Source organism: Streptomyces sp. NPDC025833 (assembly GCF_055558055.1).
Genome location: NZ_JBVHNF010000006.1, coordinates 381,126 through 396,354, shown reverse-complemented (window position 1 = coordinate 396,354; position 15,229 = coordinate 381,126). Strand labels below are relative to the sequence as shown.

Here is a 15,229-nt window from a genome sequence, read left to right as displayed (position 1 = left end):
TCATCCCACTACCCGCCTGCGGGCAGATCGGTGCGCGGGGCGGTGCCCAGATGCGCGCCGACCCGCTTGACGAGGAGCGTCATCTCGTAGGCGACCTGTCCGACGTCGGAGTCGGCGTCGGACAGGACGGCGAGACAGCTCCCGTCACCGGCGGCGGTGACGAAGAGGAAGGCGCCGTCGAGCTCGACCACCGTCTGCCGCACGCTGCCGGCGTCGAAGTGGCGCCCGACGCCCTTGGCAAGGCTGTGGAAGCCGGACGCCACGGCGGCCAGGTGCTCGCTGTCCTCCCTGGTGAGGTCCTTGGACACGCCCGTCGCCAGTCCGTCGCCGGACAGGATGACCGCCTTGCGGATGCTGGCGACCCGGTCGACGAGCTCGTCGAGGAGCCAGTTCAGCTCCCCCTGGCTGGTCGGTGTGTGGCGGGTGGCCTTCGGTGCGGTCATCGACCGTCCCCCTTAGTCGTTCCTGGTGCTGTGCCGTCTTGGGCGCCGTCGTCCGCGGCGTTCTCCTCCCGGCCGCGCTGCCAGCCGCGCTGGAGCGAGGCCATACGGCTGCGGACCTCGTCGGCGTCGCGGTCGGCGGGCTCGGCGGCGCGGTCGGTGCGCCGTTCGGTGTCCCGTTTGAGCTGGGGAGCCAGGCTGGCCTGGCGTACGCGCCGGGGCAGCGCCCCGGCTCCGGCCTGCGGGGCCGCCTCACCGGTGGGTGCGGGGCTCCCACCGTGGGGCGGTGCGGTGTCCGCGGGGCCGGCGGCGGGGGCCTGGGTCCGGGTACGCCGGGGCAGCGCCGGGGCACCGGGGGCCGCGGTGGTCTCCTGGGCGTCCGCGGTGGTGTCGCGGTTCCCGGCGCGGTCGGTGAGCCCGGCGGGGCGCCGGGTGCCCGCGGCGCGGCGGCGGGCGGGCAGCGGGGCCGGTCCGTCCGGGTCGTCGGGCCGCTGCGCCGCGGCGGCGGGTCCCCGCTCCGGTTCGCCGCGCCGGGGCCGCTGGTCGGTGACGGGTTTGCCGTGGGAGCTGACCAGCTTGGGCGCCCGGCGCCGCGTCAGCGGCAGGGCGTCGCGGGCGGCGGCCGGGTCGGGGGCCGGCCCGTCGGCCGGCGTGGCCGCCCGCTCGTCGCCCGCCGGGCGGGGGCGGCGGGGCCGGAACAGGCCGCCGCGCTCGCTGTCCTCGTCGCCGAGGGCACCGGGGAAGCCGTCCAGCGCGTCGAGGTCGACGGGCGCTTCGAGTTCCACGGGGCCGTCCAGCAGGGAGGTCGGCAGTCCGGGCAGTTGCAGCGGTGCCGGGGTCCGTCCGGCGGCGCGGCCCGGTGCCGGTTCGGCGCCGGTGGCCTGGTGGGTCCGGTCGAGCCGGAAGCCGATGCCGTTGGTGTCCGGGACGTCGTCGGTCAGCAGCGCGTCGGGGATGAACACCACGGCGGTGGTGCCGCCGTACGGCGAGGGCTGGAGGGAGACGCGGACGTTCTGGCGCTGGGCGAGGCGGCTGACCACGAACAGGCCCAGCCGGTCGGTGTCGGACAGTTCGAACTCGGGGGTCTCGGCGAGCCGCAGGTTGGCGTCCAGGAGGGCCTCGGCGGTCATGCCGAGTCCTCTGTCGTGGATCTCCAGGGTGAAGCCGTTGGCGACCCGCTCCCCGATGACCTGCACGGCCGTGTGCGGGGGCGAGAAGACCGTGGCGTTCTCCAGGAGTTCGGCCACGAGGTGGGTGAGGTCGGCGACGGCGGGCCCGGTGACGGCGACCCGCGGCAGCCGGCGGACCTCGATGCGCTCGTAGTCCTCGACCTCGGCGACGGCTGCGCGGACGATGTCCATCAGCTGCACGGGCCTGCGCCACTGCCGGGAGGGCGCGGCACCGGAGAGGATCACCAGGCCCTCGGCGTGGCGGCGCATGCGGGTGGTGAGGTGGTCCAGTCGGAACAGGTCGGCGAGTTCGTCGGTGTCCTCGGTGCGGCGCTCCATGCTGTCGAGCAGGGTGAGCTGCTTGTGCAGCAGGACCTGGCTGCGGCGGGCGAGGTTGACGAAGACCTCGGATACGCCGGAGCGCAGTTCGGCCTGCTTGACGGCGGCCTCGACGGCGGCGCGCTGGAGGGTGTTGAGGGCCTGGCCGACCTCGCCGATCTCGTTCTTGTCGTACTCCAGGCGCGGCACCTCGGTCTCGACGTCGACCTGTTCGCCCGCGGACAGCCGGCGCATCACGCTGGGCAGCCGGACGCCGGACGCCTCGTGCGCCTCCATCCGGAGCTGGCGCAGGTCGCGGATGAGCGCGCGGCCGATCCGGACGGACAGGACGATGGAGACGAGGAGCGCGACGAGACCGAGGAGGCCCGCGACGGCCGCCTGCAGGATGACGCCCAGAGCGACGGGGCGCATCCGGTCCTGGAAGCGGTCGCCCACCTGGTCGTCCAGGTCGCCGAGTTCGGCCAGCGCGGTCGCCGCGGCGGAGTCCCAGCTCTTGGCGGTGACACCGCGGGGGGTGCCGGAGTCCGTGGCGATGGCCGCCCGCTCGGCCACCCGCAGCGGGGCCGTGGTGGCGTTCCTCCAGAAGCGTTCGTAGCGTTCGCGTTCGGTGGCGGGCAGCAGCGGGAGGCTGATGTCGTACAGGAGGGTGCGCTGGGCGACGAGGTCGGAGATGTCGCGGGTCTCGTCGTGGGTGAGCCGGCCGACGACGAGGGAGGAGCCGAGCAGGGCGTCCTCGCGGGAGAGCAGTTCGCGGGCGCGGGTGACGTTGACCAGGGCGCGGGCCTGCTTGTCGGCCTCGACGGCGTCGATGCCGTCGAGGGCCGCGAGCAGCGCGTAGCAGGGGTCCACGAGGCGGTTGTAGAGGTCGTAGGCCTGGGCGCGGGTGACCGTGCCCTCCTCGACGCTGCGGCGCAGGGAGCGGAGGCCGTCCAGGGCGTCCAGGACGGCGGTCAGGTGGTCGCGGTCGTCGCCGTCCAGCCGGTCCCGGTGGCTCCGGGCGTTGCCGCGGATCGTGGTGATCTCACGGTCGGTGGCGGTGCGGGTGCGGCGCAGCGCCGCGAGGGCGTCGGAGGCCCGCGGGTCGGCGAGGTAGACGAGGGTCTGGCGGCGCTCCTGCTGCAGGACCCGGACCGTGTCCTCGACGGGGTAGCCGATGTTCTCGACGGCGTCGGACACGTGGAACAGCCGGGCGGCCTCGCGCCCCGTGAGCAGCGTGGCGAAGCCCCAGATGGCGGTCAGGGAAACCAGCGGCACGAGAAGCAGCGCCACGATCTTCCGGCGGATGGACTTCCCGCGAAAGCGCATGGCCTCCCCCAGCTCGACCCCCGCCGGCCGGGGGTGCTCATGTCCGTCAACAAACGGCGCGAGCCTACTACCGCCTCACAGGTAACTCGAAGGCATGTCCGGAGCGTGAACTTCCGCACCGGCGGCGAGAGATGACGAGTTGTCCGGCCATGAGAGGAGATTGCCACCGCAATCCGGGCGTGCTGGGCGGTGCGCGGGCGCTCTCATTGAAGGGTGGTTGGCCGGTTTTCGCCGCCGGGGAATCTTCACGCGGTCTCGTTCGTCCTTCTCCATGGGTGTGGGGGGCGGAGCGGGCCACAGGAGCCGCATGACACACCCTGGCGGCGTAAAGCAGCGCAAGCCGGGCAGCCACTGGGGAGTCGGAGTCTTCGGGAACCGGGTCTTCGGATACCGGGGGCGATCGGTCTGCTGGCGGTGGGGAGTGACACGGTGACGGGCACGGCTGAGCAGCATGAGGCGTCCGAGTGGGGTGCGGCGGGGCGCGCGCGGGTGCGGGGGGACGGGGCGGCGCCGGAGCGCGGCTTCCCGGGACCGAGGGGTTCCGGCGAGCGGACGGGTGACGAACAGCGGCAGGGCTCTGCGCCGTTGTGGGTCGAGGAGCCCGCGCGCCGGCATCCGATGCCCGACCCGGTGCGCGCGGCGGCGGTGAGAGCCGTCCTGGTGATCGCGGTGACGCTGATCCAGGCGATGGTGGCGTTCCTGTGCACGCTGGCCGGCTCCTGGCTGGCGTTCCCGATGGTGATCAGCGGGGTGGCGAGCACCGTGGCGGCCACCTGGACCGTGGTCGACGTGTGGGTGACCCGCCAGGTGTGGCGCCAGCGGTACGGCGTGGTGTCCGAGCCGAGCAGCACGGCCCGGTCCCTCCGCCGGGAGCGGCGGGCCCGCCGTAGCGGGGAGCGGGCGTCGCTGCCGGAGCAGGAACCGATACGCCGCCGGGGCGGCGCCGGTCAGCTGTCGCACCCCTGAGCCCCGCGCCCCCGCGGGACCGGGGCGCCTGGATACCATGACGTCTCGCATGGCGCACGACTCGGCACTGTGCGCAACAGCGCCCGCGGGACGGCCGTCGTGTCAGGGGTCTCCCGCGGACGCGGCCCGGATCCGACCGGACCGGGCGCACAGGTGGTGAGAGTGGAGCCATGGCCCGCACGCAGAGGCAGTCCGACCAGGCGGCGACCGCGGGGAGCCCGGAGGCCGCCGGCCGGCGCAGCGGCCGCGGGGCGGCCGGCGCCGTGCAGTCGGTGGACCGGGCCGTGAGCGTGCTGGAGATCCTGGCCCGCCGCGGCGAGGCGGGCGTCACCGAGATCGCCCGGGAACTGGACGTCCACAAGTCCACGGCGTTCCGGCTGCTCGGCGCCCTGGAGAACCGCGGGCTGGTGGCCCGGGCCAAGGACCGCGGCACGTACTGCCTGGGGGCCGGCGTCCTGCGCCTGGCGGGGGCGGCGGCGGTGCGTCTCGACATCTCCCAGGAGGGCGTCCCGGTCTGCCGGGAGGTCGCCGACGAGCTCGGCGAGACGGTCAACATCGCCGTGTTCGACGAGGACGCGGCGGTCAACATCATGCAGGCCCGCGGCACCGCGGCGGTGTCCGCGCAGAACTGGCTGGGCAGGCGCACCCCGCTGCACGCCACCTCCAGCGGCAAGGTGTTCCTCGCGCACATGGCGCCGCCCCTGCGCGAGGGGCTGCTGGCGCGGCCGCTGCCGCGGTTCACGGATCGTACGGTCACCGGCGCGGCGAGGCTGCGCACCGAACTGGAGGCCGTGGTCCGGCAGGGGTACGGCGTGACGGTCGAGGAGCTGGAACCGGGACTCGCGGCCGTCGCGGCTCCGGTGCGCGCGCACGACGGCCAGGTGATCGCGGCGATCAGCGTCTCGGGGCCGGTGTACCGGCTCGACGCCGGCCGGCTGCCGGAGGTCGCCGGGCGGATGGTCGCGGCGGGCGCCGAGCTGTCCCGGCGCATGGGGTACGGCTTCTGACCGGACGGCCCCGCCGAGACCGGCCGGGCCCGCCGGGAGCACTCCGCCCCGGCGGGCCCGGCCCGATCGTTCCGCCGCCGCGCACCCCCGTGTGCTGCGCGGCGGCGGTGGGCCGGTGACCGGCCCGCCCGCTGATCAGCCGGCGGGTGTCGCCGGTGCGGGCGCCGGCTTCCTGAACATCCGCGTCGCCGTGATCTCGCTGCGCACCGCCTCCCCGTCCCGGGGCTGCTGGGGCAGACCGGGCCGCAGGTGCTCCTCCACACTGATGTACTTCAGGCCCGCCCTGAGGTCGGCGTCGTTGCGCAACCGGATGACCAGCGGGAACTCGGCCAGGGCGGTGGTGTCGAACAGGCCCGTGGTGTAGAGCAGCTGGACGCCCAGCGCGTCGGACACGGCCCGCTGGAGCTCCAGCAGGTACGTGGCGTTGGCGCGGCCGATCGGGTTGTCCAGGAAGAGCGTGCCGGCGTGCCGCTGCTTGTCCCGGCCCCGGTCGTTCGACCGCAGCGCGGCCATCGTGCAGTACAGGGCGATGGCGGCGGTGAGCAGCTGGCCGCCCGAGAACACGTCGCCCATCTGGCCGACGGGGACGCGCTCGGCGCGCAGGACGGCGTCGGGCTTGAGGATCTCGACGGCCACGCCCCTGGGCTGCAGCGCCGCGGCGACCCCGCGCAGCAGCAGGGACATGCCGTCGCGGCGCAGGTCGGAGTTCTTCCGGACGGCCGCGCGCGTGGCCTCGTCGACGACCTCGCCGAGCCGTTCGGTGAGCGTGGCCTGGTCGGGTTCGTCGAAGCGGATGCGCAGGAACTCCTGCCCGGACCACTCGCCGAGCCCCTCCGGCAGCCGGGAGAGCCGCTGGGCGGACCGCAGGGTCGCCAGGGAGGACTCCACGAGACCGCGCAGCCGGTCCACGATCGAGTCGCGGTTGCGTTCCAGCTGGGCCAGCTCGTCCGTCAGGACGCGCAGCCGGGGGGCGAAGGCGTCGGCCCACTTCTGGGCGTGCTCGGGCAGCGCGGCGGCGGGCAGCTCGCGGATCTGCTGCCGGGCGGGGGTGCGGACCTGCTCGTAGCGCGTGGAGTTGGCGTGCCGGACGAGGACGTCGCTCGCCTCGCGCACGGCCGACTCGGCGGCGGACAGGTCGGCGGCGCAGCCGCGCAGCGAGCGGCGGGCCTCGGCGGCGGAGTGCCGGGCCTCCTCCAGGGTGCCGGGGTACGGCTCCGGCTCCTCCTGCTCCTCCTCGGGGGCGTGCTCGCGCAGCAGGTCGCGGAGCATCGCGGCGATCTCGTCGAAGCCGCCGGCCGCGTCCTCGGCGGCGCGGTGGGCGTCCAGCAGCTCGGCGTGTGCCGCGCGGGCCTCCGCCAGCGCGCCGGTGCGGGTGGCGAGTTCGGTGGTGGCGGCGCGCAGCAGCGACTGGGCGTGCTCGGCGTCGCGCGGGACGAGTTCCCCGGGCAGCCCGGTGTGCTCCTCGCCGTCCTCGGGCGCGTGCCGCTCGGCCTCGCCGCGCAGCCGGCCGAGCTGCTCGCTCGCGGTCGACACGCGGGTCTCCAGGAGTTGCACCAGCTCCTCCGCGCGCGCGGCGGCGGCCTGCCGGGACGGCCCGTCGGAGCCGTCGGTCGACTGGAGCAGCTGCTCGGCCCGGGTGCGGACCTTGTTGCTGAGCCGGTCCAGATCGGCGCGGGCGGCGCTCTCGTCGCTCTCCGCGCGGGCCTGCTCGGCGCGCAGGTCGGCGCCGACGCCGACCTTCTCGTACACCTGGGACGCGGCACGGTAGGCCTCGCGGAGGGCGGGCAGGGCCGCCTTCGGGGTGTCCGTGTCCTCGACGGGCAGCTCTTCGGGGGCGCCGGCGATCTCGGCGCGCTCGGCGCGCAGGGCGCGGGCGGTGCGGCGGGCGTCGTCGGCGGCGCGCTGGGCGGCACGGCGGTCCTCGTCGGCGGCGCGGGCGCGCTCCAGGCAGACCTGGGCGCGGGTCTCGGACTCGGCGGCCTCGTCGGCCAGTTCGCGGAGCTTCACCTGCCAGCCGGCGCGCTCGCGGAGCCGGAAGGCGAGGCCGGCGAGGGCGTCGGCGGCGCGCCGGGCCCTCTGGGCGGCCTCCTGGCGCTCGTCGCGGACCTGTACGGCCTCGGCCGCGACCTCGTCGGCCTCCGCGCGGGCGGTGCGCGCCTCGGCGAGTTCGGCCTCGGTCTCCTCGGCGAACGCGCGGGCCTCCTCGGCGGCCCGGGCCAGCTCGACGAGGCGGCCGGCGGGGCAGCCGGTGCGCCAGGAGGCGAGCCGCGCGGCCAGTTCGCGGTCCTTGCCGAGGCGGGCGGCGAGGGCGCGGATCTCCTCGTCGCGCTCGGTGGCCCGCGCGCGCAGTGCCTGCCGTTCCTCGTCGGCGGCGTGCTCGTCGTGCATGGCCGGGTTCGGCGGTACGAGGAACACGTCGCCGGGGGCGGTGTCCGCGGCGGGGGGCGGGGCGAGCAGCGCGGCGGCGGTGCCGACGGCGACGGCCGAGCGGGGCAGCAGGGCGGCGTCGCCGAGTGCCTCGCGGGCACGCGCGTGCGTGGCCGGGTCGGTGATGATGACGCCGTCGACGAGTTCGGGGCGGGCGGCGAGCACGCGCGCGTGGTCGGCGGGGTCGACGGCCTGGGCGAGGTAGCGCCAGCCGGGCAGGGCCGGGATGCCGTGCTCGCCCAGGAACTCGACGGTGGCCAGGACGTCCGGGCCGGGCGGCAGCAGCCCGCCGTCACCGAGGGCACCGAGGATCCGGGAGTCGTCGGCGGCGGCCGTGCGCAGGTCGAACAGGTGGCGTTCGGCGCTCGACACGGCGTCGTCGAGGAGTGCGCGCAACTCGTCGGCGAAGCGGTCGAGTTCCTCGGGCCCGAGGGCTCCCTCGCCGACGGTCCTCGGCGGTTCGGGGGCCGGGGCGGCGTCGTCCGCGCCCGTCCGGGGGCCGGGGACGCGGGCCGCGCCGGCCGCGCCCGGCAGGCTCAGCAGCTCCGCGAGCCGTTCCTCGGTAGCCAGCGCCTCGGCGAGGCGCCGTTCCGCGGTGTGCGCCCGTTCGGCGGCGCCGGCCGCGTCGGCCGCGCGGGCCGCCGTCAGCTCGGCGCGGGACTCGGCGGAGGCCGCCTCGCGCGCGTGCTCGGCGGCCTTGCGGGCGGCTTCGCGGGCGGTGTCCCAGGCGGCGACCGCGGTCTTCTCGGCGTCGCTGGCGGCGAGGGCGGCCCGCGCCGGGTCGGCGTCCGGGGTGCTGTCGTCCAGCCAGCCCGCGCGGACCGCCTCGGCGGTCTCCTGCTCGACCTCGGTGAGCCGCTGGCGCAGGTGCCCGATCTCGCTGCGGGCCCGCTGCGCCTCGGTGGCGGCGGAGGTGGCGTCCCGGTGGGCGGCGTCGCCGGCCTCCTGGAGCGCGGCGGAGCGCTCCTCCTCCTCGTTGGCGAGGGCGTCGGCGCGCTCGGCGGCGGCGTGCAGGGCACGTACCAGGTCCACGGCGGCCTTGGCGCGCGCGGCGAGTGCGGGGGCCGCGTCCCGCTCGGCCTCCTGGATGGCGGCGGAGACGCGCGCGACGCGGTCGGCGGCGGCGCGGTGGCGCAGCACGGCCTCGGCGGCCTGCCAGGCGGCGTGCAGGGTGCGGGCGTCGGCCAGTTCGCGCTTCTGCGCGGCGGCGGACTTCTCGGCGGCGGCGAGCGCCAGCGAGGCGTGCCGGTAGGCGAGTTCGGCGGCGACGAGGGCGCTGCGCTCGCGGGCGCCCTCGGAGTGCGTGACGGCGTACGCGGCGGCCGTGACCCGCTGGGCGAGGTCGGCGGCCCGGACCCGCTCCCGCACGGCCCGCGCGGACAGCCGCCGGGCCAGCGTGCGGGTGCGGCGCTCGGCTCCCGCGTGGACGTCACGCGCGCGTGCGCGCGCTTCGGCCGCCTCTACGATCCGGCCGAGCAGGTCGACCGAGCCGGCGGTGAAGTCCCGTTCGGCGATCAGCTCGGCGCGCCGGCCCAGCTTGTCGCCGAAGCCGCCGACGAGGTCGGCGAGGCCGTCGGTGTCACGGGTGTCGGTGACCGCGCGCAACAGCAGGTCGGTGAAGTCGGCGTCCTTCTTGACCGCGAAGAGGCCGGCCGCCTCGCCCTCGTCGGCGTTCATCTCGCGCTGGTAGCGGAAGAGTTCGGGGTCGAGGCCGAGGTCGCCGAGGTGCTCGATCCACCGGTCGTGGATCTCCTCCCAGTGCACCTCCAGGTGCGGGTACGCCTTCCCGGCCTCCGTCAGGGCGTCGCGGAAGCCCTTCATGGTGCGGCGGCGGCCCTGCGCCCCGGACGTGCCCTCGGCGGGCGGCCGTACGGCGGTGGCCTCGGCGACGGGCAGGTTGTCCAGGCTGAGCCCGGGGCCGGGCCGGAAGGAGTACCAGGCCTCGGCGAACTTGCGCGGGTCGTTGGAGACCTGGCGTCCGCGCCACTCGCTGGCCTTGCCGACGACCACGCACTCGCCGGTCTGCACGTGCTGCCACTCCAGGGCCACGTGGCCGCAGTCGTCGGCGAGCAGGAACTTGCGCAGCACGCCGGAGCTGGCGCCGCCCAGGGTGTTGCGGTGGCCGGGCAGCATCACCGAGAAGATGAGCTTGAGCAGGACGGACTTGCCGCCGCCGTTCTCCAGGAACAGCACGCCCGCGGGCGCGGGCCGGCGCGGCGGACCGGACGGCTCGTCCTGGAAGAACTCCGCCTGGGTGGGCGCCGGGTCGGGCACGGGCCGGCCGACACCCCGCAGGTCAAGCACGGTGTCGGCGTAGCGCGCACCGGCGGGGCCGATGGAGTAGAGGCGGACCCGGGACAGCTCGTACATGGCGGACTCTCGTAAGTCGGTGAGGGGTGCGGTGGTTCGGGTGCGGGGCTGCGCCGGCTTCGGGCGTCAGGAGTGGAAGGGCAGCCCGGCGTCGGCCACCAGGTCGAGGTCGTCGGTGTCCTCGGGGGGCAGCAGGCCGGCGGTGCCGTCGGTGACCGGGACGACGCCCAGCTCCAGCAGTTCGGCCAGGGCGGCGCTGCCGGCCATGTCGCGGACCTGGAGCTGGTAGCGGGCGGTGGTGCGGTACGTGCCGCCGTTGTCGTCGCCGGTGCGCTGGAGGAAGCCCGAGTCGGTGAGGAAGGCCAGTGCCTTCGCCACGATGCCGGTGGTGGAGGCGGCCGGGCGGCGGGCGTCCTTGGTGGCCCCGGTGGCGCTGCGCCGGGCCCAGACCCGCCAGGCGGCCTCCAGGCCGGGGGCGTCGGTGGCCGGGTCGGTGTTCTCGCCCTGCTCGGCGGCGCGCTCCTCCAGGCGGCGGCACGCCTGCCGGACGAAGGCGTCGACGCCGTTGACGGTGACCCGGCCGATGTAGGAGTCGTCGGACAGGTCCTCGGGACGCGGGAACGCCAGCGCGGCGGCGGCGAGGTGGGCGAGTCCGTGCAGGAAGCGGTCGCCGGAGTCGGCGGCGGCGCGACGCGCGTAGTCGCCCATGCGGACGGCGAAGACGGAGTCCTCGGCGGCGGTCACGGCCATGCCCGCGCGCGGGGACACCTCCAGCACGACGAGCCCGAGGCCGGCGGCGACGGCGTCGGCGAGCCGGGCGAACGCCGGGTCGTCGCGGTGGCGGCGCAGCAGCTCCGTGTACTCCTGGTCGCGGGCGGGCGCCAGCTTGGGCTGGAGGCCGAAGGCGACGAGCCGCGCCGCGTCCGCGGCGTCGGCGGGGGTGACGGCGGTGGGCGCCGACGGGGCGGGGGGTTCCGCCTCACTCCACTCGACGGGCTCGCTCACGGACACAACTCCTCGGTTTCGGAACTCGGTGCGGGGGCGGCGCCCCGGAGGGCGCGGCCGGGTCTCGGCGGGCCGCCGCGCCGCGGGACGCGGCAGTGTGCGGCGGGTGCGCGGCAGGGTGTGGCGGGCGCAAACCCGGATGTGACGGGTGCGCGGCCGGGCGTGGCGGGCGCGCGCCCGGATGCGGCGGACACGCTGCCGGGTACGGCGGGCGGGGACCCGGGGATGGCGGGCTCGCGGCCGACTGCGGCGGACACGTGCCCGGGCACAGCGGGCACGCGGCCGGACGCGACGGACACTAGGCCGGACGCGGCAGGTGCGCGGCCGGGCGTGGCGGGCGCAAGCCCAGATGTGACGGGTGCGCGGCCGGGCGTGGCGGGTGCGCGCCCGGTGTACGGCACCCGGCCGCCGCGGGGCATCAGGCGGCCTCCGTCCGGTCCGCCGCCATGCCGGCCGCGTCCAGCAGCGCGGTGCCCACGATCAGGTCCGCGCCGCCGAACTCGGGGTCGTCCAGCTCGGTCCCGTCGTCCACGGCGAACAGCAGCTTCTCCTCGCCCTGCCGGTAGGCCGTGCCGACGGCGGGGCTGGCCGCGTGGACCGCCAGCAGGGCGACCAGGTAGGCCAGGTCGGGGTCACCGGTCCGCCGGGCCTCGGCGAGCAGCCCCGACAGCCGCCGCGGCGCGTCCGCGGGCAGGTCGAGCAGTTCGGTCGCCGCGGCGAGCTGCTCCTCGCTGAACCGGCTGTCGTCCGGCGTCGCGATCAGGTCGGGCTCGGGCATCTCCGCGCCCAGGTGCTCGCGCTCCACGGGGGGCGTCAGCAGGATGTCGACGAGGTCCACAACGCGGACGGAGACCGGGGTGCGCAGTCCCGTGCCGCGCGCGAAGAACGCGTCCGTGACCCGGCCGGCCTGCTCCAGGGGCAGCGGCAGGACGGGGGCGAGGAGGTGGCCGTAGAGGTCTATACCGGAGGTCGCGGCCGGGGTGGCGAAGGCCTGCCGGTCCTGTTCGGCGCGGAACAGCGGGCCCGCCTCCAGCAGGCGCGACTGGAGCTGGGTGTGGCGCCGGATGCAGTCCTTGACGATGTCGACGAGTTCGGCGGCGCGGCGCTTGTTCCCGGCGTCCTCGGTCTCGTCGCGGGCCTTGCGGATGTTGGTGAGGATGGCGTTCTCGTGGCGGTAGCGCTCGGCCACGTGGTCCAGCGCCTCCGCGATCATGTCGGGGACGGCGTTGAGCCAGTCGACCGCGCGGACGTTGCGCCGGGTGGCGTCCAGGGCGCGGCGCAGCGACTCCGAGTACTGCACGGTGCGGTAGCGGGCCTGCTCGGCGGCGAGCTGGGCGTCGGCGAGCCGGCCGCGGCTGACCAGCACCTCCAGCTTGACCTCGGCGGCGATCTGGGCGCTGGTGACGTCCGTGTCGAGGGCGCCGACCAGGACGTTGACCGCCTCGTCGGTGGTGCGCAGGTACACCGTGCCGCCGGGGCCGGGAACCTCCTCGACGAGCTTGAAGTCGTAGTCGCGGCGGACGTACGTGCCGTCCGGCGCGAAGGTGCCGTAGACGGCGCGGAATCCGCGGTCGACGCTGCCGACGTTGATCAGGTTCTCCAGGACCCAGCGGGCCACGCGCTCGTGTTCGGCGGCGGGCCGGTGCGGGGCCTGGGCGGTGACGCGCGGGACGAGCCGGGCCACGATCTGCTCGTGGTCGGCGCCCGTGTCGAAGTCCATGTTCAGCGTGACCAGGTCGATGGCGGCCAGCGCCACCTCCGCCATCCCGTACACCGAGTACGCGCCGGCCAGGTTGGCCTTGCGGGCGTCCAGGTCGTGCAGCGGCGCGGTGCAGGCGAGCGCGCGCAGCCTGCGCGCCAGCCCCTCGTCGGCGGCCGGACCCGGAGCCGGGCGCGGCCCCGCGCTGAGCTGGGGCGGAACACGGTCCGTCGATGCAGGCGAAGTCACGGTGCACAGATTAGGTCCTCAGTCTGACAACAACCCAAACGGCGCAGAAGCGACGGCCGTCACAGACGCTCAAGAAGCGCCGGTCCCGTCCTCCCCCACCCGGCGCCGGTACACCTCGACCACCCGTTCCAGGGAGTCGGCGAAGTAGGTCTCCAGCATCCGCTCGGCCCCGTGCCGGTTCCCGGCCTGGAGGGCTTCGAGGATGCGGCCGTTGCGGGCGAGGTACGGCTCGTGCAGCCGGCGCGGGTCGTCGACGACGTGGAAGGCGAGCCGCAGCTCGGCGAAGACGCTGCGCATCAGTTCGTCGGTGCGCTCGCTGCCGGCCATGGCGACCAGTGCCCGGTGGAAGTGGATGTTGGCGGTGCCCAGCGCTTTCCAGTCGCTCGCCGCGGCCGCGGCGTGCCCTTCCTCGACGGCCGTGATCAGCCCTCCCAGCCGGTACGGCGGCTCGCCCAGGCCGCGGAGGACGGCGCACTCGACGAGGGAGCGCGTGCGGTAGATGTCCTCGACGTCCTCGACGGTCAGGACCCGGACGAACACGCCCCGGTTGAGCTCGTGGACCAGCAGGCGTTCGTGGGTGAGCAGCCGGAACGCCTCGCGCAGGGTGTTGCGGGAGACGCCGAGCGCGCCGCCGATGCTGTCCTCCGACAGCCGGGTGCCGGGCGGGAAGTAGCCCTCGGAGATGCGGCTCCTGAGGATGTCCGAGACCCGTTCCGCGGTGCTGGTCCGGCTCAGGAGGACCCGGTCGCCGGCCAGTTCCGTCAGCTGCTCTGCCATGCCCGGAATTCAATCGCAGACACCAGGACGAGACAACGTGGGTATTGAAGGATCGTTGAACGATCCTCTACGGTGCTCCGCACGGCTCACTTCCCAGCACCCTCCGTCCCCTGCGAGGTGCCCATGAGCACGACCCCACCGCCCCGGCCCGCGCCCGCCACCGGCGTGCGGACGGCACCGGGCGAACGGTCCGCCGAGGACGGCGCGTTCGGCTGGCTGCGCACCCTCGGCCCGCGCGGCCGGCGCGCGTTCGCCGGAGCTTTCGGCGGATATGCCCTGGATTCGTACGACTACTTCACGCTGCCGCTGAGCATGGTGGCGCTCGCCGCGCACTTCGGCCTCGACAGCGGCCGCACGGGCCTGTTCACCACCGTCACGCTGGTGGTCTCGGCGGTCGGCGGCGCCGCCGCGGGCGTGGTAGCGGACCGGGTGGGCCGGGTACGGGCCCTGATGATCACGGTGCTGACCTACGCCGTCTTCACCGTCGCCTGCGGTTTCGCGCCCAACTACGAGACGCTGCTGGTCTTCCGCGCCCTCCAGGGGCTCGGCTTCGGCGGCGAGTGGGCGGTCGGCGCGATCCTGGTCGCCGAGTACGCGGGCGCGCGCCACCGGGGCCGGACGCTCGGCGCCGTGCAGAGCGCCTGGGCGGTCGGCTGGGGACTGGCGGCGATCGTCTACACGCTGGTCTTCTCCTTCGCCGGCGACGACCTGGCCTGGCGGGTCATGTTCTGGACCGGGGCGCTGCCGGCGCTGCTCGTGGTGTGGCTGCGCCGCCGGGTGCACGACGCCCCCTCGGCCACGGCGGCCCGCGAACAGGACCCGCGGCGCGGCTCGTTCACGGCCGTCTTCCGGCCGGGCCGGGACGGCGCCCCGGGCCTGCTGCGCACCACGGTCTTCGCGAGCCTGCTCTCCACGGGCGTGCAGGGCGGCTACTACACCCTGGCGACCTGGCTGCCGACGTACCTCAAGGCCGAGCGCGGGCTGTCCGTCGTCGGCACCGGCGGCTACCTGGCCTTCCTGATCTCCGGCGCCTTCCTCGGCTACCTGACCGGCGGCCACCTCACCGACCGGCTCGGCCGGCGCGCCAACATCTGGCTGTTCGCACTGCTGTCGGCGCTGTGCGTCCTGGTGTACGCGAACCTCCCGCACGGCGCCGACACCCTGCTGCTGGTGCTCGGCTTCCCGCTCGGCTTCTGCATGTCGGCCGTCTTCAGCGGCTTCGGCTCCTACCTGAGCGAGCTGTACCCGGCGGCGGTGCGCGGCACGGGGCAGGGGTTCACGTACAACACCGGGCGCGCGGTGGGCGCGGTGTTCCCGACCCTGGTGGGCTTCCTCGCGGACGGCTGGGGCGTGGGCGGCGCGCTGGTCTTCGGCGCCGTCGGCTACGGGCTCGCCGCGCTGGCCCTGCTCGGGCTGCCGGAGACGCGCGGCAGGGAACTGGCGTGACCCGCCGGCACCCGCTCCCGCACGCCCCGGACGGTCCCGGCCGGCTCCCGCGCGCAGCACACCGACCGCCTGCGGAGGATCGGCAGCGGC

At 75.6% G+C, this 15,229-nt stretch carries 9 protein-coding genes; 3 read left to right on the top strand and 6 right to left on the bottom strand.

The window, feature by feature from the left end; all coding sequences use genetic code 11:
* Nucleotides 1-8: 8 nt before the first annotated feature.
* Together ACZ4K2_RS13295 and ACZ4K2_RS13290 are read right to left on the bottom strand one after the other, a co-directional pair.
* A complete protein-coding gene (locus ACZ4K2_RS13295) occupies nucleotides 9-443 on the bottom strand; it encodes a roadblock/LC7 domain-containing protein (protein ID WP_467473438.1) in 435 nt (144 codons plus the stop codon).
* Nucleotides 440-3,253, bottom strand: coding sequence for a nitrate- and nitrite sensing domain-containing protein (locus ACZ4K2_RS13290; protein WP_467473436.1), 2,814 nt, complete (start codon nucleotides 3,251-3,253; stop codon nucleotides 440-442). Before ACZ4K2_RS13290 ends, ACZ4K2_RS13295 begins: the two co-directional genes overlap by 4 nt.
* A 429-nt stretch (nucleotides 3,254-3,682) precedes the next feature.
* Between ACZ4K2_RS13290 and ACZ4K2_RS13285 the strand changes: the two genes are divergently transcribed.
* Both ACZ4K2_RS13285 and ACZ4K2_RS13280 read left to right on the top strand, forming a co-directional pair.
* Nucleotides 3,683-4,219: a hypothetical protein gene (locus ACZ4K2_RS13285; protein ID WP_467473434.1), complete on the top strand. Its 537-nt coding sequence runs from the start codon at nucleotides 3,683-3,685 to the stop codon at nucleotides 4,217-4,219.
* Between the two features lie 170 nt (nucleotides 4,220-4,389).
* Nucleotides 4,390-5,226 (top strand): IclR family transcriptional regulator, encoded by an 837-nt coding sequence (locus ACZ4K2_RS13280; RefSeq protein ID WP_467473432.1) that lies wholly within the window; start codon nucleotides 4,390-4,392, stop codon nucleotides 5,224-5,226.
* Nucleotides 5,227-5,361: 135 nt separating this feature from the next.
* Here ACZ4K2_RS13280 and ACZ4K2_RS13275 read toward each other — a convergent pair whose 3' ends face one another.
* The 4 genes from ACZ4K2_RS13275 to ACZ4K2_RS13260 form a co-directional block, all read right to left on the bottom strand.
* Nucleotides 5,362-10,023, bottom strand: a complete 4,662-nt coding sequence (locus tag ACZ4K2_RS13275) for a hypothetical protein (RefSeq protein WP_467473430.1) — start codon at nucleotides 10,021-10,023, stop codon at nucleotides 5,362-5,364.
* A gap of 66 nt (nucleotides 10,024-10,089) precedes the next feature.
* Complete coding sequence (locus tag ACZ4K2_RS13270; protein ID WP_467473428.1) at nucleotides 10,090-10,968, bottom strand: hypothetical protein; 879 nt, start codon at nucleotides 10,966-10,968, stop codon at nucleotides 10,090-10,092.
* Nucleotides 10,969-11,386: 418 nt separating this feature from the next.
* Nucleotides 11,387-12,916, bottom strand: coding sequence for a hypothetical protein (locus ACZ4K2_RS13265; protein WP_467473426.1), 1,530 nt, complete (start codon nucleotides 12,914-12,916; stop codon nucleotides 11,387-11,389).
* A gap of 69 nt (nucleotides 12,917-12,985) precedes the next feature.
* Nucleotides 12,986-13,693: a GntR family transcriptional regulator gene (locus tag ACZ4K2_RS13260; protein ID WP_467473425.1), complete on the bottom strand. Its 708-nt coding sequence runs from the start codon at nucleotides 13,691-13,693 to the stop codon at nucleotides 12,986-12,988.
* Nucleotides 13,694-13,816: 123 nt separating this feature from the next.
* Here ACZ4K2_RS13260 and ACZ4K2_RS13255 point away from each other — a divergent pair, with 123 nt between their 5' ends.
* A complete protein-coding gene (locus tag ACZ4K2_RS13255) occupies nucleotides 13,817-15,139 on the top strand; it encodes an MFS transporter (protein ID WP_467473423.1) in 1,323 nt (440 codons plus the stop codon).
* Nucleotides 15,140-15,229 lie beyond the last annotated feature (90 nt).

Excerpts from the sequence above, each read along its gene's own strand:
- ACZ4K2_RS13295 (WP_467473438.1), bottom strand. The coding sequence starts at position 443 with ATGACCGCACCGAAGGCCACCCGCCACACACCGACCAGCCAGGGGGAG.
- ACZ4K2_RS13260 (WP_467473425.1), bottom strand. The coding sequence starts at position 13,693 with ATGGCAGAGCAGCTGACGGAACTGGCCGGCGACCGGGTCCTCCTGAGC.
- ACZ4K2_RS13275 (WP_467473430.1), bottom strand. The coding sequence starts at position 10,023 with ATGTACGAGCTGTCCCGGGTCCGCCTCTACTCCATCGGCCCCGCCGGT.
- ACZ4K2_RS13255 (WP_467473423.1), top strand. The coding sequence starts at position 13,817 with ATGAGCACGACCCCACCGCCCCGGCCCGCGCCCGCCACCGGCGTGCGG.
- ACZ4K2_RS13280 (WP_467473432.1), top strand. The coding sequence starts at position 4,390 with ATGGCCCGCACGCAGAGGCAGTCCGACCAGGCGGCGACCGCGGGGAGC.
- ACZ4K2_RS13290 (WP_467473436.1), bottom strand. The coding sequence starts at position 3,253 with ATGCGCTTTCGCGGGAAGTCCATCCGCCGGAAGATCGTGGCGCTGCTT.